This window comes from Stenotrophomonas sp. JAI102, from assembly GCF_013409105.1.
GTDB lineage: Bacteria > Pseudomonadota > Gammaproteobacteria > Xanthomonadales > Xanthomonadaceae > Stenotrophomonas > Stenotrophomonas maltophilia_AA.
Window position 1 is genome coordinate 180,690 of sequence record NZ_JACCCI010000002.1, and the last position, 19,705, is coordinate 200,394.

Annotated in this window: 14 protein-coding genes and 1 pseudogene; 4 read left to right on the plus strand and 11 right to left on the minus strand. The window is 69.0% G+C overall.

What is annotated here, in order from left to right; translation table 11 throughout:
- Positions 1–8 precede the first annotated feature (8 nt).
- The 5 genes and pseudogenes from bioC to bioB form a co-directional block, all read right to left on the minus strand.
- Complete coding sequence (gene bioC / locus HDC96_RS09455) at positions 9–893, minus strand: malonyl-ACP O-methyltransferase BioC (protein ID WP_179459781.1); 885 nt, start codon at positions 891–893, stop codon at positions 9–11.
- A 52-nt stretch (positions 894–945) separates the two neighbouring features.
- A pseudogene (locus tag HDC96_RS09460) lies at positions 946–1,116 on the minus strand (SDR family NAD(P)-dependent oxidoreductase); the annotation flags it as partial.
- Positions 1,117–1,175: 59 nt separating this feature from the next.
- Positions 1,176–1,937, minus strand: a complete 762-nt coding sequence (gene bioH / locus HDC96_RS09465; protein WP_179459782.1) for a pimeloyl-ACP methyl ester esterase BioH — start codon at positions 1,935–1,937, stop codon at positions 1,176–1,178.
- Positions 1,938–1,953: 16 nt separating this feature from the next.
- A complete protein-coding gene (gene bioF / locus HDC96_RS09470) occupies positions 1,954–3,165 on the minus strand; it encodes an 8-amino-7-oxononanoate synthase (protein ID WP_179459783.1) in 1,212 nt (403 codons plus the stop codon).
- A gap of 62 nt (positions 3,166–3,227) precedes the next feature.
- Complete coding sequence (gene bioB / locus HDC96_RS09475) at positions 3,228–4,262, minus strand: biotin synthase BioB (RefSeq protein ID WP_179459784.1); 1,035 nt, start codon at positions 4,260–4,262, stop codon at positions 3,228–3,230.
- Positions 4,263–4,332: 70 nt separating this feature from the next.
- On the opposite strand from bioB, the gene HDC96_RS09480 reads away from it, so the two are divergent.
- On the plus strand, positions 4,333–5,046 hold the full coding sequence (locus HDC96_RS09480) for a ComF family protein (protein ID WP_179459785.1): 714 nt from the start codon (positions 4,333–4,335) through the stop codon (positions 5,044–5,046).
- Positions 5,047–5,127: 81 nt separating this feature from the next.
- On the plus strand, positions 5,128–5,628 hold the full coding sequence (locus HDC96_RS09485; protein WP_179459786.1) for a hypothetical protein: 501 nt from the start codon (positions 5,128–5,130) through the stop codon (positions 5,626–5,628).
- Positions 5,629–5,653: 25 nt separating this feature from the next.
- Here the strand turns inward: HDC96_RS09485 and HDC96_RS09490 are convergent, their stop codons facing one another.
- From HDC96_RS09490 to HDC96_RS09515, 6 genes are read right to left on the minus strand one after another with little or no spacing between them, the layout of a single operon-like run.
- Complete coding sequence (locus HDC96_RS09490; RefSeq protein ID WP_179459787.1) at positions 5,654–7,459, minus strand: MFS transporter; 1,806 nt, start codon at positions 7,457–7,459, stop codon at positions 5,654–5,656.
- 53 nt (positions 7,460–7,512) lie between these two features.
- A complete protein-coding gene (gene nagA, locus HDC96_RS09495) occupies positions 7,513–8,628 on the minus strand; it encodes an N-acetylglucosamine-6-phosphate deacetylase (RefSeq protein WP_179459788.1) in 1,116 nt (371 codons plus the stop codon).
- On the minus strand, positions 8,625–9,401 hold the full coding sequence (locus HDC96_RS09500; RefSeq protein WP_176987900.1) for a DeoR family transcriptional regulator: 777 nt from the start codon (positions 9,399–9,401) through the stop codon (positions 8,625–8,627). The genes nagA and HDC96_RS09500 overlap by 4 nt, the downstream gene beginning before the upstream one ends.
- Before the next feature lie 34 nt (positions 9,402–9,435).
- Positions 9,436–10,764, minus strand: a complete 1,329-nt coding sequence (locus HDC96_RS09505) for a D-tagatose-bisphosphate aldolase, class II, non-catalytic subunit (RefSeq protein ID WP_179459789.1) — start codon at positions 10,762–10,764, stop codon at positions 9,436–9,438.
- 23 nt (positions 10,765–10,787) lie between these two features.
- Positions 10,788–11,714: an ROK family protein gene (locus tag HDC96_RS09510; protein ID WP_179459790.1), complete on the minus strand. Its 927-nt coding sequence runs from the start codon at positions 11,712–11,714 to the stop codon at positions 10,788–10,790.
- Between the two features lie 6 nt (positions 11,715–11,720).
- Positions 11,721–12,878, minus strand: coding sequence for an SIS domain-containing protein (locus HDC96_RS09515; protein WP_179459791.1), 1,158 nt, complete (start codon positions 12,876–12,878; stop codon positions 11,721–11,723).
- 332 nt (positions 12,879–13,210) lie between these two features.
- On the opposite strand from HDC96_RS09515, the gene HDC96_RS09520 reads away from it, so the two are divergent.
- Positions 13,211–16,570 (plus strand): TIM-barrel domain-containing protein, encoded by a 3,360-nt coding sequence (locus tag HDC96_RS09520; RefSeq protein WP_179459792.1) that lies wholly within the window; start codon positions 13,211–13,213, stop codon positions 16,568–16,570.
- Between the two features lie 133 nt (positions 16,571–16,703).
- On the plus strand, positions 16,704–19,676 hold the full coding sequence (locus tag HDC96_RS09525) for a TonB-dependent receptor (RefSeq protein ID WP_179459793.1): 2,973 nt from the start codon (positions 16,704–16,706) through the stop codon (positions 19,674–19,676).
- Positions 19,677–19,705 lie beyond the last annotated feature (29 nt).

A 19,705-nucleotide genomic window follows, 5' to 3' on the forward strand; every position in this document is an offset into this window, starting at 1 on the left:
CCGGCGCATCACGTCGTCCGCCGACGGATCGGAATCGCCGAGATCGGCACGGTGGCGACATCGTGGCCGCGCTCGCGGATCGGCGCGCCGCCCTCCGGTGCCCAGGCATGGGCGTAGATCACTTCCCAGCTGCTGGGCAGCTTGCCGTCCTCGCGCCGCAAGGGCTCGTACGCCGCGCGCGCGGCATCGAATCGCCCGCGCCCGGTCAGGGTGTGGCGGCGGTCCTGGCGTGCGTTGGTGGCGCCGATCGCCTGCAGCTCGCGCATCAGCGCGGTCAGGTCGTCATAGGTCAGGGTGAACAGGTCGCGGTCCAGCACCGGATCGCGGAAGCCGGACATCATCAGCGCATCGCCGAACTGCGCGATCGGGGCGAAGCGGCTGACATGCGGCACGTCGTCGGCGGCGGCGAACGCATCGCGCAGTTCGATCAGTGTTTCCGGCCCGAACGTGGAGACCAGCAGCAGGCCCCCGGGCTTGAGCGCGCGGCGGAACCCGGCGAACACCGCCGGCAGATCCTCCACCCACTGCAGGCACAGGTTGCTGAAGATCACATCCACGCTCTGGTCCAGCACCGGCAACGCCTGCGCATCGCCGCACACGCGCGAGAACGGCTTCCACCAGCCGGCCTGCTTCTTCGCCTCGCGCAGCATCGGCTGGGCGAGGTCGAGCGCGATCACCTGCGCCTTCGGCCAGCGCTTCTTCATCACGGCGCTGGCGTGGCCGGTGCCGCTGCCGACATCGAGCACCACCTGCGGCTGGCGGTTTTCCAGGTAGTCCAGCGATTCGAGCAGGCGCTTTTCCACCTCGCGCTGCAGCGCCGCGGCGGCATCGTAACTGCTGGCGGCGCGCGAGAAGGCGCGGCGGACGTGATGGGGATCGAAGCTGGACGTCATGGGGTACTCACGGCTCAAAACGGTGGTGCGGGTGGAATCAGAAGGTGCTGCGGGCGCCCGGCAGGGCCTGCAGCTCGAGCACGGCGCGATCCAGCGCCGCTTCACCGCGCGCGGCGATCACCACGTTGACGCCTTCGCGTGCCAGCGCACGCGCACAGCCCAGCCCGAGGCCTTTGCTGGCGGCGCAGACCAGGGCCCAGCGGCCGGCGATTCCAAGATCCATGGGTCAGTCCTGTGGCGAGAGGCAGGCGTACATGATCGGCGATGCGTGGCCGGGAGAGGTCAAGAGTGTGCGGCAACAAAGTGTTGCAGCTGCGCGGCGACCTCGTCGGCATGGCCGAGGAACGGGGCATGCCCGCCGTGGGCGACCACATGGACCTGCGCGGCGGGGGCCAGCGCGCCGGCAGCCTGCATGGCCCGCGCCGAGACCAGCCGGTCGCGCTGGCCGGCCAGCCACAGGCTGGGTTTGCCCAGCGGGGCCAGGGCGCCGCGGAGATCGGTGTTCTCCAGCAGTCGCAGGCCTTCGTGCAACGCACGGGGGGCCGGTTCTCCGCGCGCGACCAGCATCTCGCGCAGTGTGCGCAGTTCCTGGCGGGCGTGTTCGGACCCCATCGCGTCCAGCGCGAGGAAGCGCTCCAGCGTGCCGCGATAGTCCTGCGCGAGGTCCTGGCCGAACTGGCCGAACACCGCCGGCTCGACCGCATGCGGCCAATCGTCGCCGCGAACGAATCGCGGGGTGGCGGCGATCATCGCCAGGGCGCGCACCTGCGGCAGCGTCGCGGCGGCATGCAGGGCGAACAGGCCGCCGAGCGACCAGCCGCACCAGACTGCCGGCGGCGTGGCCGCGGCGATGGCGTTGACCACATGCGGCAGGCGCAACGGGGTGGTGTCGTCGCGGCTGGCACCATGGCCGGGCAGATCGACCAGGTGCAGCTGGAGATGCGGCGACAGCCGCTCCACCAGCGGCGCGAACACGCCGCCATGCAGGGCCCAGCCGTGGATCAGGACCAGCGCCGGGCCCTGGCCGATGACATCGATATGCATGCTCAACTCTGTGGCGTCACGCGGTCAGGGCATTCAACGCGTTCTGCTGCCCAACGGTATCGCGGGCGTGCGCGATCGCATCGACCAGCGCGCGCACCTGCGCCGGTGCATGCAGTGCGGACAGCGTCACGCGCAGGCGCGCCTTGCCCTCGGGCACGGTCGGCGGACGGATCGCACTGACCAGGAAACCCGCCGCCTCCAGCGTGGCCGACATCGCCATCACCGTCGACTCGGCGCCGCACAGCAGCGGTTGGATCGGGGTATCGGACGGCATCAGCTCCAGGCCGTGCTGGCGGGCACCGGCGCGGAAGAGGCCGATCAACTCGGTGAGCTTCTCGCGGCGCCAGTCGTCGCGGCGCGCCAGCTTCACGGCGGCCAGTGCAGCGGCGGCCTGGGCCGGCGGCACGGCGGTGGTGTAGATGTAGGGCCGTGCGGTTTCGGCCAGGTGCTGGATCATCGCCTCGTCGCCGAGCACGACCGCACCACTGCCGCCGAGTGCCTTGCCGAGCGTGGCCAGCTGCAGCGGTACATCGTCCACGCCCAGGCCCGCATCGGCCACGCAGCCGCGGCCGTGCTCGCCGACCACGCCGATACCGTGCGCGTCATCGACGTACAGCAGCGCTTCCTGCATGCGCGCCACCAGCGACAACGAGCGCAGCGGGGCGATGTCGCCATCCATGCTGAAGACGCCGTCGGTGGCCAGCATCGCCGCGCCGTTGGGCGCGTGCTTGAGCTGGCGCAGCGCGCCTTCGGTATCCAGGTGCGGATAGCGCCGCAGCCGGCAACCGGCCAGGCGCGAGGCATCAAGCAGGCTGGCGTGGTTGAGCCGGTCCTGCACGCAGACATCGTCTTCTTCGCCGAGCAGCGCCTGCTGCACGGCCAGGTTGGCGGCAAAGCCGCTGCCGAACAGCAGTGCCCGTGGATAGCCGAGCCAGTCGGCCATTTCCTGTTCGAGCGCTTCATGCAGCGCATGGTGGCCACAGATCAGGTGCGAGGCGGTCGCGCCGGCGCCTTCGCGCGCGGCGGCATCCTGCAGTGCGCTGACCACCCCGAACTGCTGCGACAGACCCAGATAGTCATTGCTGCAGAAGTTGGTCAGCCATTGGCCGTCCACTTCCAGCTGCACGCCATCGCGCCGGCTCACCACGCGGCGGACACGCAGGCGCCCCTGCGCGTCGCGGAGCTTGCGCTGGGCCTGGATGCGGTCGTGCAGGTCAGGACGGGCCATGGTCGTCAGGGGCTCCGGGTGGGCCGTTAGCGTACCCGGTTGCCGGGCCCGCTGCTCGGGGCTCAGGCCGCCCGCCCACAGCCGCCGCCAGCGGTGATGTCGGCGTGGACCGTGGCCGGGTGATCGTGCCCCGGCGCGTCCACGGTGATCGCCATCGGGCGCAGGCCCAGCCGTTCGAACAGGGCCAGGTCGCGCTCGGTGTCCGGGTTGCCGGTGGTCAGCAGCTTTTCGCCATGGAAGATGGAGTTGGCCCCGGCCAGGAAGCACAGCGCCTGCAGCTCGTCGCTCATCGCCTCGCGCCCGGCCGAAAGCCGCACCATCGAACGCGGCATCACGATGCGGGCCACCGCGATCATCCGCACGAACTCGAACGGGTCCAGCGCGGCGGTGCCGTGCAGGGGGGTGCCGGGGACCTGCACCAGGCGGTTGATCGGCACCGAGTCCGGGTGGGCGGGCAGGGTGGCCAGCGCCAGCAGCAGGCCGGCGCGGTGTTCGCGCGTCTCCCCCATGCCGACGATGCCCCCGCAGCAGGTCTTCAGCCCGGCATCGCGCACGTGCGCCAGCGTGTCCAGGCGGTCCTGGTACTGGCGCGTGTGGATGATCGAGTCGTAGTAGTCCGGCGCGGTGTCCAGGTTGTGGTTGTAGTAGTCCAGCCCAGCCTCGCGCAGGGCGGTGGCCTGCGCGCCGCTGAGCATGCCCAGCGTGGCGCAGGTCTCCAGGCCGAGCGCCTTCACTTCGCGGATCATCGCCGCGACCTTGGGAATGTCGCGGTCTTTCGGCGAGCGCCAAGCCGCGCCCATGCAGAACCGCGAGGCGCCGGCGGCCTTGGCCTGGCGCGCCTTTGCGACCACAGCGTCGGTGGCCATCAGCTTCTGCGCGTCCACGCCGGTGCTGTAGCGCTGTGCCTGCGGGCAGTACGCGCAGTCTTCCGGACAGCCGCCGGTCTTGACCGAGAGCAGGGTCGAGACCTGCACTTCCGCCGGATCGAACTGCTCGCGGTGCACGCTGGCCGCGCGGTGCAGCAGCGCCGGGAACGGCAGTGCGAACAGCGCCAGCAGCTCCTCGCGGTGCCAGTCGTGTCGGATGACAGAAGCCATGGGGATGTCCTGACAGATAGGGGAACGAAAGGGCGGCAGTCTGGTGAGGAGGTTGCTATCTGTCAACCATATGATCATTTCAGAAGTTTACGGAGCCCTGGGGTGGCTGCGCTGGCAGATCCTGCCGCTGCGCTGCCTGGTCTGCGAGTGCCCGGGCGAGGACGGGATGGACCTGTGCCGCGCCTGCCATCGGGCGTTGCCTTGGAACGACCATGCCTGCCGCCGCTGCGCGCTGCCCTTGGCAGCGGCCGACCGCAGCGAAGAAACGGACGACCACTGCGGGCGTTGCATCGACGAGCATCCCCGCCAGGCCGCCGCCAGCGCGGCATTCCTGTACGCGGCGCCGATCGACCGCCTGCTGATCCGGTTCAAGTTCCACCAGGACCTGGCCGCCGGCCGATTGCTGTCACAGCTGATGCTCCAGCGCGTGCCGCCGTTCCTGGCCGGGCCGCTGCAGCCGATGCCGCTGCATCGCCGGCGGCTGCGCCAGCGCGGCTACAACCAGGCGCTGGAATTGAGCCGGCCGCTGGCGCGCGGGCTGTGCTGCCCGCTCTGGCAGGGCCTGCAACGGACCCGCGAAACAGCCGCGCAGTCGAATCTGGATGCCGATGCCCGCCGCTGCAACCTGCGCGATGCGTTCGCGGTGCGCGGGCATCCGCCCGCCGGGCTGACCGTGGTCGACGACGTGATGACCACCGGGGCGACCACCGATGCCGCGCTGCGCGCGCTGCAGTACGCCGGTGCCGGGCCGATGCAGGTCTGGGTCTGTGCGCGGGTGCCGTGAGCGCAGCTGTACGGCGTTTTCGCTGCCCGCTGCGCCCACGCAGCAGCGATACTGCTGTCATCCACTCATGGAGAGACACGCATGCGAAGTTCCCTGTTGATCATGACGATGTTGCTGGGGTCCGGCCTGAGCGCCTGCACGCAGACATCCCCGCCTCCGGCGGCGGCAGACGCGCCGGCGGGTGTCTCACCGCTGGCGAACGCACGCATCCAGATGCGGGAGGTGGCCGAGGATGCCAAACGCCCCGGCGCCACGACGCTCAAGGACCGCGACGGCAACACGCTCTCGTTGATCGAGCCCGCCTTCGTCACGACGGCCGACATCGCCTCGGTTGCCGTCGGCACCGATGGACACAACGGACAGGACACCCTTGTCCTGCGCTTCACCGATGCAGCCGCACCGCGCATTCTTGCCGCGACCGAAGCACGCGTGGGCAAGCGGGTGGCGTTTACCGTCGGCGATCAGGTCCTCAATGTCGCCGTCATCGCCGGTCCCTTCGCGCAGTCCATGCAGGTGACCGGACTGGATGGCAGCGACGAAGCGCACCGGCTGTTCACCGAGATCACCGGCAAGGCGCCCTGATCCCGTCGGGCAGGGCAGCTGCCGCTCAGCGGAAGTTCGCCTCGATCTGCTCCAGCGACTTGCCCTTGGTCTCCGGCAGCCAGAACGCGGCGATCAGGAAGTACAGCAGCGTGCAGCCGGCCCAGAAGAAGAACATGCTGGCGTAGCCGTAGTGACCGACCGTGGGCAGGAAGATCGCCGCGATCACCGTGGAAACGAACTGGTTGATCAGCAGCGCGATGCTCATGCCGTTGGAACGAATGCGGGTCGGCATCAGCTCGGACAGCGCCAGCCACACGCACACGCCGGGGCCCACCGCGAAGAACGCGACGAACAGCAGGATGCAGCCGGCGACCAGCCAGCCGTGCGTGGGCGAGGGCACCGGGCCGATCACCGCGCGTTCGATCACCAGCGGTGCGTTGGCGGCCTGCGCGGGATCCGGGAACGGGTTGAGGTGCAGCGTGCGGAAGAAGCGGCCGATCACGCTGTCGGCCGAGACCGCGTCCTCGCGGCGGATCTGCAGGGTGGCATCGATCGGGTTGTCGCTGCGCAGCGAGCGCACATTGCTGAAGCCGCCGTAGGCATAGGACACGGTCAGCTGTTGCGGCGCGGTGCCGGCAGTGCCGTCCAGCCGCTGCCATTGCGCGGCATCCAGCGGCAGCGACAGGGTGGTGCCGCTCACCTGCTGCTGCAGCGTGGCCTGCACATCCAGCCGCCCGCGCTCGCTCTGCACGAACAGCAGGGCGGCCGCCAGCAGCGACAGCGTGATGCCGCCACTGCCCAGCATCAGCAGGAACTTGCGGCCCTTGCGGTCAACCAGCACCAGCGCCACCACGGTCATCACCGCGTTGAGCAGCTTGATCGCCACATCCGCACCATTGGCCACCGAGCCGGGCAGACCGGCCTGATTGAGGATGTTGACCGCGTAGGCCAGCACCGAGTTGATGCCGGTGGCCTGGGTGAAGGCCAGCACCAGGCAGGCCAGCACGAACGGCCACACGTAGCGGCGGCTGAGCAGCGGATCGCGTTTGCCGTTGCGGCCGAGCTGACGTTCTTCCGGCGCCTGCATGCGCTGCAGGGTCGGCTCGACGTCGGCCGCGGCGACCGTGCGCTGCAGCGCGCTGCGCGCCTTGTCGATGCGGCCACGGCGCACCAGCCAGCGCGGTGATTCACTGATCAGCAGCACGCCCCCGGTGAACACCAGGCCGGGCAGCAGGCAGCTCCAGAAGATCGTGCGCCAGGCATGGTCCTTGACGTCGAACAGCAGGCGCTGCTGCTCGGCACCGGGCAGATGGCGCACCGCGGCGGTCGCCGCATCAACCGCATGGGCGTGGTACAGCCCGATCACGGCGGCCAGCACCAGGCCGATGGTGAGCAGCAACTGGAACATCGCCGCGCCGCGCCCGCGCCGTTCCGGGCTGAGGACTTCGGCGAGGTACAGCGGCACCACCACGCCGATCAGGCCGCCGCTGATGCCCTGCAGCAACCGTCCCATCAACAGTGCGCCATAGCCATCGGACAGCGCCATCACCGGGATGCTGGCAGTGAACAGCACGCCGGCCAGCAGCATCGCACCGCGACGCCCGATCAGGTCGGCGACCATGCCGGCGAACAGCGAGGACAACACGCTGCCGAGCAGCACGGCGGCGACCACGAAGCCCAGCTGCTGGCTGGTCAGGTGCCAGCTCGCGGTCGCGGTGGCCTCCAGGTAGGGCAGGGCACCGGCGATGATGCCGATGTCGATGCCGTAGAGCAGCCCACCCATGCCGCCGATGAACAACAGATAGCGTACCGGCCAGCGCGGCGCGGAGGCGCCGGCGTGCACGGGGAGGGCTGCGGAAACGTCGTTCATCATGCCGGTCCTGTCTGCAACTGCGTGCGCCGTGGCGGCGCGGGAGTCAACGCTCAGTCGAGCGCGATGTCGTCGCCTTCCACCACCACGCCGCGCACGCGCAGGTCGTGATCGAGCACCACCAGGTCCGCCCAGGCACCGGTCGCGAGACGGCCGCGGTCGTCGATGCCGAGATAGTCGGCCGGGTAGCGCGACAGCCGGTGCGAGGCATCGGCGATGTCCAGGCCGAGCGAGACCAGGTTGCGCAGCGCCTGGTCCATGGTCAGCGCACTGCCGGCCAGCGAGCCGCTCGACAGCCGCACACAGCCCAGGCATTTGTGCACGCGCTGCACGCCCAGCGCGTACTCGCCATCGGGCATGCCGGTGGCGGCGGTCGCATCGGTGACGCAGTACAGGCGCGGGATCGCGCGCAGGGCGGTGCGGATCGCGCCGGGATGCACGTGCTGCAGATCGGGGATGAGCTCGGCGTACTCGGCATGCGCGAGCGCGGCGGTTGCGATGCCGGGGTGATAGTGGTCCACGCCGGTCATGCCGTTGAACAGATGGGTGAAGCCGGCCGCGCCTGCCTTCAGTGCGGCGACGCCATCCTCGTAGCTGCCGGCGCTGTGGCCGAGCTGCACGCGGATGCCGAGTGCGCTCAGCGCCGGAATCAGCGCCAGGTGCTGGCCGATCTCCGGGGCGAGGGTCAGCACCTTGATCGGTGCGATCGCATGCAGGCGCTGCACGTCGGCCAGGGTGGCCTCGACCACCAGCGGGGGCTGTGCGCCCAGACGCTCGGCACTGATGAACGGCCCTTCCAGATGCACCCCGAGCACGCGCGCCATGCCGGGTTCGCGCGTGGCGATTGCAGCGGACAGGCCTTCAAGTGCGCGGGTGATGTCGTCCTCCTGCGCGGTCATGGTGGTCCCCAGCAGCGCGGTGGTGCCGTGCCGGGCATGCGCGCGTGCCACCGTCTGCGCGGTCGTGCCGCCCTGCATGATGTCCACCCCGGCGCCGCCATGCACATGCAGGTCGATGAAGCCGGGCAGGATCAGCGGAACCTCATCGTCGCCGCGCGGATCGGCGTGCGCGGTATCGATGGCGGTGATGCGCTGGTCGAAGTGGATGTCGCCGCGGACCCAACCGGTGTCGGTGAGCAGGCGGCCGTGCAGGGAGCGGGACTCGGTCAAGGCGGGGACTCGGCGATGATCACTTCGACGCCCAGCCGCTGCAGCCCTTCCAGGTACTCGGCCTCGATGCTGGCGTCGGTGATGATGGTGTGGACCTGGTCCAGCCGCGCGATGCGGTGCAGGCTGACCCGGCCGAACTTGGAGGCGTCGGTGAGCACCACGATGCGACGTGCGCGCTCGACCATGCGGTGGTTGAGGCTGGCTTCGGCCTCGTGGTGGGTGGTGAGGCCGAACTGCAGGTCCAGGCCATCGACGCCCAGGAACAGGGTGTCGAAGCTGTAGGTGTTGAGGCTGGCCTCGGCCTGGCTGCCGTGCAGCGACAGCGACTGCTTGCGCAGCAGGCCGCCGGTGAGCAGCAGCTCCACGCCGGGCGCATTGGCCAGCTCCCAGGCGATGTTCAGGCCATTGGTCATCACCGTGACGTCGCGATGCCCGCGCAGGTGCCGCGCCAGCGTCATCGTGGTCGAGCCCGAGTCGATGATGATGTTGTCGCCGGCCTTGACCAGCTTGGCCGCCTCGATGCCGATCCGGTCCTTCATCGGCAGGTTCAGCGCATCCTTCTCGTGGATGTCCTGTTCCTGCGGCGGCGTGCGTACCAGCGTGGCGCCCCCGTGGGTACGGGTAGCCAGCCCCTGCGATTCGATGTGGGTCAGGTCGGCACGGATCGTGACCGCCGAGACCGAAAAACGCGTCACCAGCTCGCTGACCTGCACGTTGCCGTGCTCGACCAGGGTCTGGAGTATCTGCTGGCGACGCTGCCGGGTGTTCCGCATGGGGGCGATTCCGTTCGAAAGGGAAAGCCGAAGCTTACCGTTCCGAAAGCTCCTTGGGCTGCCGGGTTTCGTTATGCGTGCCTGAGCGGTTGCGATTGCAGGCACGAGCGTATTCGGCCAGGCGCAACGCGACCTTGTGCTGGATCAGCGCCAGCGGTGCGGGCTGCAGTTCACCGGCTTCGATCGCCTTGAGCTGTTCGGGCATGAACTGGCTGAGCAGCATCTGCGGCGGCACCTGCGCGGTGAGGTTGGCGACCAGCGTGTCCAGCGCGGCCTGCACCGCCGGCTCGCCCCAGTAGTAACGGCTGCGGTCACTGAGCGAATAGGCGCGCAGCAGGCGCAGCGCGTGTTCGTCGCCCTGGTAGTAGCTGCGCCAGTTGCCCGGCGTGTCGACCATGCAGCGGTCCAGCACCTCGATCAGGTTCGAGCGCTGCGCGGCGGGGAGCAGTTCGCGCTCGATCATGGCCAGCGCGAACACGGCTTCGCGGAAGGCATAGGTGGCCGCCGGCCCGACCTTGAGGATCGCGAAGTGATCGCGGACCAGCGCGTGCAGGCCGGCCTCGGTCTGGTAGTCGGTGGAGTGTGCTTCGAACACGATGCGCGGCTGCCGTTCGACGAAGGCCGAGAGGTCCGCGGCGGCGGCAGGGTCGTAGTAGTGCACGCTGCTGTGGTCGAAATCCACGCCGGGCTGCACCACCATCGCGATCACGCGCTCCCACGCCGGCAGCAGGTCCGGGGCGGAGAACGCCTCGCGGTGGATGTCCAGCGTGGTCGTGGCCGCGGCCGGCGTGGTGACCTGCAGGCCACCGGCCAGCGAAGCCTCACCGCCGGGGATCGGCACTTCGGTACCGATCACGTAGACCGGCGGCGGCAGGCCGTGTTCGGCGGCGGTACGTTCGGCGATCCGCGCCAGTTCGGCCGAGCGCGCGGCGACGATGGCGTCCGGCAGCGGGGTCGGGTCGTCGGCGCAGGACATGCTGCAGTCCAGGTGGATCTTGTGGAAACCGGCCGCGACATAGGCGGCGATCAGGTCGCGCGCGTTTGCCATGGCAACGTCTGCCGGGCCTTTCTGCCAGGCGTTGGGACCGAGATGGTCGCCACCGAGCACCAGCCGCTCGGCCGGGAAGCCGGCATCGCGCGCCAGCTGCAGCACGTAGTCGCGGTACTGCGGCGGGGTCATGCCGGTGTAACCGCCGAACTGATCGACCTGGTTGGAGGTCGCCTCGATCAGCAGCAGGGTGTCGTAGCGCTGCGCGACCTGCATCGCCGCCAGCAGCACCTGCGCGTTGCTGCAGCAGACGCTGTACAGCCCGACGGGTTGGCCCTGGCGGTGGGCGGCGATCAACGATTGGACGGCGGACATGGCAACTCCAGTAACAACGGTGTTCAGGGGGAGGAAAAATGCTGGCGTGCGAGCAGGGCGGCGCCACGCGCACCGCCGGCATCGCCGAAGGTGGGCGGCAGGATCGGGGGGACGCGTACGCCGGTGAACAGGTAGGGCGCGATCGCGGCCGGCAGGTCGCGGTAGAGCTGCTCCAGCTTGGACAGCCCGCCGCCGAGCACGATCACGTGCGGGTCCAGCGCGAGGATCAGGCTGGCGAAGCTGTAGCCGAGCAGGTCGCGGTGGATGGCCAGGGCCTGCTGCGCGATCGCATCCCCATCCTGCGCACGGGAGACCACCGCGGCGGCATCCAGGGCCGCGCCACCGCGGCGTTCGTGGATCATCGCCAGCCCGCTGCCGGAGACGTAGCGCTCCAGGCAGCCCCGCAGGCCGCAGCCGCAGTCCAGCACCGGCAGATCGTGGCGCTGCCGCAGGGTGGCGGGGAGGCTCCAGTGCCCCCATTCGCCGGCGATGCCGTTGTGCCCGGCGATCAGCCGGCCGCCCACGCAGAAGCCACCGCCCGCGCCGGTGCCGAGGATGACCCCGAACATGCTGGGGTAGCCGGCGGCAGCGCCGTCATGCGCTTCGGACAAGGCGAAACACTGCAGGTCATTGCCCAGTTCCAGCGGGCGCTGCAGGCGTGCCTGCAGGTCCGCACCGACGGTCTGGCCGGTCAGGCTGGGCACGTTGGCGCTGAGCTGGCGGCCACTGGCACGATCACGCACGCCGGGCAGGCCGATGCCGACGGCCATGCCGCGCTCGCCGAGCGCGCGGTCGGCGGCATCGACCAGATCGATGATGGCCTGCAGGAACGCGGCGTAGTCGCGGGTGGGTGTCGCCACGCGCTGGCGGTGATGCACCACCAGCGCCGCGTCGCACGCGACCAGTTCGATCTTGGTGCCGCCGATGTCGATGCCGTACCAGGTCTGCATGCGTGCTCAGCCGTGGGGATGGATGGTCACGCCCTGCACCACACGGTTGACCGTGCCGTCGGGGAAGGGATTGTCCGGGGTCATGCCGAGCGCGGCCGAACGCTGCAGCGCATAACACTGCGGCACCAGCAGCCACAGCGGGGCCAGCCACGGATCGGGCAGCGCGGGCGCATCGAGCACGAAATCGCCGTCTGCGCGGTCCGCGTCGTCGGGCCCGATCGACAGCACCCGGCCAGCGATGCCGTCGCGGCGCAGTTCGTTCAACAGGTCCTGCTCGTAGCGGCGGGCCAGCGGCTGTGCGCTGCGCAACATCACCACCAGGGTCTCGCCGTTGAGGGTGGACTTCGGCCCATGGCGGAACCCCAGCGGGGTGTTGGCCAGCGCCAGCACGCGGCCGGCGGTGAGTTCGAGCACCTTCAGCGCGGCCTCGCGCGCAACGGCTTCCAGCGGACCGCTGCCGAGATAGATGACGCGCGCGTACGGCGCCTGGGCCAGGGCAGCCACCGCGGCATCCCAGGCGTCCAGCGCACGTGCGCCGTGGGTGCCCAGCGCATGCAGGCGTTCCCGACGCTGCGCCCACGGAGCGCTGTCGAACGTGCTCAGCGCGGCCAGCAGCATGCAGCTCAGGCTGCTGGTCATGGCGAAGGCGCGGTCGCAACTGGCCGGCGGCATCAGCAGTGACAAGGTGTCACTGCGGCCGTGGCCACGCGTGGCCAGTTCGCCCGCGGCGTTGCAGGTGATGTCCAGGAAGCGCGCGTGGTCGACCTGGTCGCGGACAAGGTTCACCGCGGCCACGCTCTCCGGGCTGGAGCCGCTGCGCCCGAACGACACCAGCAGGGTCGGTCGATCGCGGCGCAGGTACAGCGCCGGATGGGTCAGCAGGCTGGTGGTATGCACGGCGCGGACCTCGGCGGGCCACTGCGCATTGATCTGGTCGGCCACCATCTCGGCGATGAAGCCCGAGCTGCCGGCGCCGGTGAAGATCACCCGCTGGCCGGGATCGCGCAGGGCGTCACCGAGGAAGGCATCGATGCGCGCCTGTGCGGCGTCCAGAAGGTCGGCCAGCGCCGTCCACAGCCGGGGCTGCTGGGCGATTTCTTCGGCGGTATAGGCGCCACCGAGGCGCTGCCACGCGGGCAAATCAGTGAGCAGAGAAGCGTCCATTCGCAATTCCTGTTGGGCGAACGCACCTTCTGCGTTTTCTTTCGAAATGTCAAATATCGAAAGATAAAGAAAAGGTGCTTCGATCACAATTTTTACCGATCGCGTCCGGGGCGTCATCGACACACGCTTCAATGTCGCGCCGCACCAAGGTTTCAGGTGGCACGAAAACGCGCATTCAGGCGGCGTTTGGAAAGTGCTGCTGTGCCACATCTTTCGTTTGCACTAAAATATCCTTCCTTTTTCTTTGCAATTTGTTGACATCTTTCGAGACCCTGCCCTAGAGTCGGCCGCACTGGTTTCAGTTTCCCGCTGACCGCGGGCTTGGGGGCAAGGTGGACTTCCGGTTACGACGCACTGGTCTGACGATCGCACTGCTCGCTGCAGTGGCCCTGGCCGGCACTGCCAGCGCCGCGCCGGTGGGCAACCTGCGTGCGATCAGCGCGACCCCGGGCAAAGACGGCACCGCCGGCTGGACGCTCAGCAGCGATACCGGCGCCATCCTGCGCGTGGAGCTGCTGCGCGAGGACGTCCTGCGCGTGCAGGCCGGCCGCAACGGCACGCTGACCGCTGCCGGCGACAAGGCCGCACCCATCGTCCTGCCGCAGCCGGCGACGAAGGTCGCCTTCCAACTGGAAGAAGACGCCAACGAGGTGCGCATCCGCACCGATGCACTGGTCCTGCGCATCCAGCGCCAGCCGCTGCGCCTGTCGCTGGATCGCCGCGAGGGCGGCCGCGACGTCGCCCTGTGGCGCGAACTGCAGCCGCTGGACCTGGACAAGGACCAGAGCGTGCAGGTGCTCTCCAGCGAGGCCGGTGAACACTTCTACGGCGGTGGCCAGCAGAACGGCCGCTTCGAATTCAAGGGCCGCGAGCTGGAGGTGTCGTACTCCGGCGGCTGGGAAGAGGGCGATCGGCCCAACCCCGCGCCGATGCTGCTGAGCTCGCGCGGCTGGGGCATGCTGCGCAACACCTGGAGCGATGGCACCTACGATCTGCGACAGGCCGACCAGGCCACGCTGCTGCATCGCGAAGACCGCTTCGATGCGTACTACTTCGTCGGCCCGAGCCTGCACACCCTGCTGGACCGCTACACCACGCTGACCGGCCGCGCCGGCCTGCTGCCGCGCTGGGCGTTCTCCTATGGCGACGCCGACTGCTACAACGATGGCGACAACATCAAGAAGCCCGGCAGCGTGCCCGACGGCTGGAGCGACGGCCCGACCGGCACTACGCCGGACGTGGTGGACAGCGTGGCCAGGCAGTACCGCGACCATGACATGCCCGGTGGCTGGATCCTGCCCAACGATGGCTACGGCTGCGGTTACAAGAAGCTGCCCGAGACCGTGCAGGGCCTGGCGAAGTATGGCTTCAAGACCGGCCTGTGGACCGAGAACGGCGTCGACAAGATCGCCTGGGAAGTGGGCACCGCCGGCAGCCGCGTGCAGAAGCTGGACGTGGCCTGGACCGGCAAGGGCTACCAGTTCGCGATGGATGCCAACCAGTCCGCGTTCAACGGCATCCTGCACAACTCCGACTCGCGCCCGTTCCTGTGGACGGTGATGGGCTGGGGCGGCATCCAGCGTTACGCGGTGGCCTGGACCGGCGACCAGAGCAGCAGCTGGGATTACATCCGCTGGCACATCCCGACCCTGATCGGCTCGGGCCTGTCCGGCATGGCCTACGCCAGTGGTGACGTGGACGCGATCTTCGGTGGCAGCGCCGAGACCTTCACCCGCGACCTGCAGTGGAAGAGCTTCACGCCCGTGCTGATGGGCATGTCCGGCTGGTCCGGCAATGCGCGCAAGCATCCGTGGTGGTTCGATGAGCCCTACCGCAGCGTCAACCGCGACTACCTCAAGCTGAAAATGCGCATGACCCCGTACATGTACGGGCTGGCGCACGACGCGGCGACCACCGGTGCCCCGCTGCTGCGCGCGCTGATGTGGGACTACCCGCAGGATCCGCAGGCGTATACCGAAGCGCACAAGTACCAGTTCCTGCTCGGCCGCGAGCTGCTGATCGCGCCGGTGTACCGCAGCCAGGCGGCGAGCCGTGGCTGGCGCCGCGACATCCACCTGCCGCAGGGCCGCTGGATCGATTACTGGGACGGCCGCCAGCTGCAGGCCGGTGCCGAGGGCCGCGCGCTGGATCGTCCGGTCGACCTGGCCACGATCCCGGTGTTCGTGCGTGCCGGGGCGATCATCCCGATGTACCCGGCGATGCTCTATGACGGTGAAAAGCCGCTCGACGAAGTGACCTTCGATCTGTATCCGCAGGGCACCTCGCAGTACACGCTGTACGAAGACGATGGCGCCACCCGCCGTTATGAGAAGGGCGAATCGAGCACGCAGGCGATCACGGTGCAGGCCCCGGCGCAGGGCACTGGCCCGGTGCAGGTGCGCATCGATCCGGTGCAGGGCCAGTACGCCGGCCAGCTGCCGCAGCGCCGCTATGCGCTGCGCGTGCTCAGCCGCCAGCGCCCGGCCACGGTGACGCTGGACGGACGCGCGCTGCCGATGCTGGCCGACCAGGCAGCGTGGCAGGGTGCGGGCGAGGGCTGGTACTTCGATGCGGCCGAGCGCCGCGGCACCCTGCACGTGCGCACCGCGCCGACCGACATCCGCCAGGCGCTCGCGCTGCAGCTGGATCTGCCGATCGCCGCCGCGCCGGCCGACGATGCCTTCCCGGCCGCCCCGGAACTGGGCCGCGCGCTGCCCTCCGACAGCCTGCTGGTGGTCAACCGCCCGGCCGAGGAGCAGGGCTACGAGATGGAGAAGGCCTTCGACGACGATCCGGCCACGTGGTTCCGCACCGTGCGCAATCAGGCGGTCAAGACCGGCGCGCACGAGTGGGTGCTCGGCTTCGGCGAACGCAAGCTGATCGACGGCATCGAGCTGGCGCCGCGCAACGACCAGCACTGGAAGAACGGCCAGATCCGCGATTACGAGATCTACATGGCCGACAGCAACGGCGAGTGGGGTGAACCGATCAAGCGTGGCCGCCTGACCCTGCAGCAGGGCATGCAGCAGATCGACTTCCCCGCCCATGCCGGCCGCCTGCTGCGCTTCCGCGTGCTGAGCACGCAGAACCCGGACGGCGATGGCGCCAGCGGTGCCGATCCGATGGTGACTGCGGCGCAGGGCAGCGTGGCGCGGGCGGTCGATGCGCTGCAGCCGCGCGATGTCGGCCCGATCGTGCTGTCCACCTTCCACGTGCTGGAGCATCCGCAGCCCGAGGGCCCCGCGCAGCAGCTGTACCTGTCCGCGTTGCCGCTGCCGGCCCCGTTGAAGGCCAGCGTTGCCAGCGACCATGCCTTCGGTGGCCAGGCCGAAATGCGCATGAACGGCCTGCATTTCCGCCGCGGCCTGGGCGTCAACGCCAGCAGCCGGATCGACCTGCAGCTGGGCGGCGGCTGGCGCCTGCTGCGCGCCGACCTGGGGATCGATGACCAATGCCGCACCGCCGGCGGCATGCAGTTCCAGGTCTGGGGCGATGGTCGGCTGCTGTACGACAGCGGCCTGGTCAAAGCACCCGGCGTGGTCAAACCGGAGCTGGACGTGCGCGGCCTGCAGCGGCTGAGCCTGCGCACGCTCGGGGCGCAGGGCGATCACCCTGCGCAGGTCTGTGGCAACTGGGCGAACGCCGCCCTGATCGGACAGGAGGGCGATACCGCCAGCATCGTGTCGCCGTAACCGAACCGCCTTTCGAAACACCGCTCTCTCCCGTTTCCCGTCTGCGGCCGTCCGGCCGCGGCACGGGGGACGTTTGCCCGAACACACCCATCCACCGCCAGCCCCACGCTGCGGATCGAACAAGGAGCCCAAGATGTTGACCGAACGCCATCGCCATCGCCGCATCACCGCCACCCCCTTGTCCATCGCACTCGGCCTGGCCGTTGCGGTGGTCGGCAGTGCCAGCGCCCAGGACGCCACACCCGACACCAAAGCCACCGAGCTGTCGCGCATCGAGGTGACCGGCTCCAACATCCGCCGCAGCGATGTGGAAACCGCCTCGCCGGTGCAGGTGATCAGCAAGCAGGACATCGAGAACATGGGCGCACGCACGCTGCTGCAGGTGCTCGACAACCTGCCGGCGGCACGCCCGGGCCAGCAGGATGCGCGCTCGCTGTTCACCGGCTCGGACGGGGCCTCGCAGGCCAACCTGCGCGGTCTCGGCGCGCAGGGCACGCTGGTGCTGTTGAATGGCCGCCGCCTGTCCTACTACGGCGCGCCGGCCGGCTTCCAGACCCAGTTCGTCAACATCGATGCGATCCCCGCCGCGGCGATCGAGCGCATGGAAGTGTTGACCGACGGTGCCTCGGCGGTGTACGGCACCGACGCCGTGGCCGGCGTGATCAACGTCATCACCAAGCGCTCCTACCAGGGCGCGGAGATCAATCTCACCACGGACAAGTCCTCGCGGATCAGCTCCTACGGCGAGCACCAGGGCAGCATCACCGCCGGTTTCGGCGACCTCGATGAAGACCGCTACAACGTGTACGCCTCGGTCAATCTGTACCGGCGCGATGCGATCCCGCTGAGCGATTTCTACGACAAGCGGCCCGATCAGTACTACGTCAACAACCCCAACTACCTGCCCAACCTGCGCCTGGGTACCGGCAGCAAGCCCGGTGAGTTCAACCCCGGCAGCTACTTTGCCTTCGACCCGGTCACCGGCCGCCGCGTGCAGGAAGCCGCCCCGGGCTGCAACAACGTGCTCACCAGCGAAGCGGCCGGCCCGCGCTGTATCTGGGAGACGTGGATGAACAACGAGATCGACGCCGGCGCCAAATCCGAGCGCAACACGGCCTACGTCAACGCCCACTTCCTGATCGGCGACAGCACCGAAGCCTTCGCCGAAGCGACCTATACCGACATCGACCTGACCGCCAACGGCGGCACGCCGCGCGCCTACGGCACCACCACCGGCAACCCGACCAGCTGGTTCTCGCGCAACACCGGCACCACGGTCAACCAGTTCCTGTATCCGTACCTGGGCCCGAACAACGAATACAACAACGCCTCGCCCGAACTGAAGGCGCTGATGGGCGGCGTGGTCGGCCTGCAGTACCTGCTGCAGGACGTGGGCGCCAACCACTTCGGCCAGCGCAACACCGACCAGAGCTACCGCGTGGTGGCCGGGCTGCGCGGTGACATCGGCGACTGGAACTGGGAAACCGCGTTCGCCACTGCCGGCAGCCACTCGGTCACCTACCAGACCACCAACGTCAACCTGGCCGGCTTCGAGAAGGCCTTCGGCCCGTACGCGGTCGATCCGGGCACCGGCCGCGTGATCATCTCCGATCACCCGGCGTACAAATTCGGCGAGATCAGCGACGCCAACGCCGCGCTGATCCGCGAGGCGTTCCCGACCTTCGACATCCAGTCCTGGACCCGCCTGCATACCCTGGACGGCAAGATCGAAGGCCCGCTGTTCCAGATGCCCGCCGGCGAAGTGCGTGCGGCGTTCGGCTTCAACGCCAGCCGCGAGACCTTCTATACGCCCGGCAACCCGGACGCGGCCAATGGCCTGATCACCCAGCAGGGTGGCTCGTGGTTCGACGGCAAGCGCAACACCTACGCGCTGTTCGCCGAGACGGTGGCGCCACTCACCGAGAAGCTGGAACTGGATGCCGCGCTGCGCGTGGACAAATACCCGGACTTCAGCGCCAACCTGGCGCCGAAGATCGGCCTGAAGTACCAGATGTTCGACCAGCTGATGCTGCGCGGCACGTACTCCACCGGCTTCCGCGCGCCCAGCCTGGCCGAATCCGGCAACGGCGGCGTGTTCGCCCAGCTGGGCGGCTACCGCGACGAGGTGCGCTGCAACGAGACCAACGCGATCGCGAACCTGCTGTTGCGATCGCAGCGCGGCGGGGATGTCGACCTGGGCAAGACCCTGCTCAACACCGACTGCAGCCGCACCGTGGCGCGCATGACCCAGCCCAACCCGGAGCTGAAGCCGGAGAAGGCCAAGATCACCACGCTGGGCTTCGTCTACGAACCCACGCAGTGGCTGTCGGTGTCGGCCGACTACTGGTTCATCTACCGCAGCAACGAGATCGTCGCCCCGGACTTCACCCGTGACGAGGACATCATCGCCTCCACGCGCTCGCCGATCACTGAAAGCGACCGCGCCAACCTGGCCGCCCTGGCGGCGATGTGCGCCGACCCGGCCAGCGGCGTGGCCTGTCCCGGCACGCTGCCCGGCTACAGCGTGGGCAACGTGGCCAGCGTGGTGGGCCAGTACAAGAACCGCGGCAAGACCCTGATCGACGGCTTCGACATCGATGCCCGCAGCCGCTTCTCGCTGGGCGAGTGGGGCAACCTGAACATCGGCGTGGCCGCCACCATCGCCAACCGCAACCGTTCCTACCTGGACGACGAAAGCGGCTGGTACTACGGCGACCTGGTCGGCTACTACAACAACCCGCGCCTGCGCGCCACGTTGAACGCGGACTGGAGCTACAAGCAGGTCACCACCAGCGTCTTCGTCAACTACGTCGGCGGCACCAAGTGGGCGCTGCAGCAGATCGACGAGGAAGACAACAACCCGCAGACCTGCACCGCCGGTTACCTGCCGGTGGAGCAGAGCAAGTGCGACGGCGCACCGTCGTGGTGGACGGCCAATCTGAGCGTGGCCTGGCGCCCGGACGCGCACTGGAACGTCGGGTTCACCGTCAAGAACCTGTTCGACCGCCTGCCGTTCTACGATCCGAACAGCTTCCTCGGCGATTCCAGCGATTACGCCACCATCTTCGGTCGCGGCTACAGTCTGACCGTGGGCTACAAATTCTGATGCATCCCTCGCGCCGGTTCCGGCCGGCG

Coding starts and splice junctions, on each gene's coding strand:
- bioB (WP_179459784.1), bottom strand. CDS start 4,262: ATGGCTTCTGTCATCCGACACGACTGGCACCGCGAGGAGCTGCTGGCG.
- HDC96_RS09525 (WP_179459793.1), top strand. CDS start 16,704: ATGTTGACCGAACGCCATCGCCATCGCCGCATCACCGCCACCCCCTTG.
- HDC96_RS09500 (WP_176987900.1), bottom strand. CDS start 9,401: ATGCGGAACACCCGGCAGCGTCGCCAGCAGATACTCCAGACCCTGGTC.
- HDC96_RS09490 (WP_179459787.1), bottom strand. CDS start 7,459: ATGAACGACGTTTCCGCAGCCCTCCCCGTGCACGCCGGCGCCTCCGCG.
- HDC96_RS09515 (WP_179459791.1), bottom strand. CDS start 12,878: ATGGACGCTTCTCTGCTCACTGATTTGCCCGCGTGGCAGCGCCTCGGT.
- bioF (WP_179459783.1), bottom strand. CDS start 3,165: ATGGCCCGTCCTGACCTGCACGACCGCATCCAGGCCCAGCGCAAGCTC.
- HDC96_RS09480 (WP_179459785.1), top strand. CDS start 4,333: ATGATCATTTCAGAAGTTTACGGAGCCCTGGGGTGGCTGCGCTGGCAG.
- HDC96_RS09510 (WP_179459790.1), bottom strand. CDS start 11,714: ATGCAGACCTGGTACGGCATCGACATCGGCGGCACCAAGATCGAACTG.
- HDC96_RS09505 (WP_179459789.1), bottom strand. CDS start 10,764: ATGTCCGCCGTCCAATCGTTGATCGCCGCCCACCGCCAGGGCCAACCC.
- HDC96_RS09485 (WP_179459786.1), top strand. CDS start 5,128: ATGCGAAGTTCCCTGTTGATCATGACGATGTTGCTGGGGTCCGGCCTG.
- bioC (WP_179459781.1), bottom strand. CDS start 893: ATGACGTCCAGCTTCGATCCCCATCACGTCCGCCGCGCCTTCTCGCGC.
- bioH (WP_179459782.1), bottom strand. CDS start 1,937: ATGCATATCGATGTCATCGGCCAGGGCCCGGCGCTGGTCCTGATCCAC.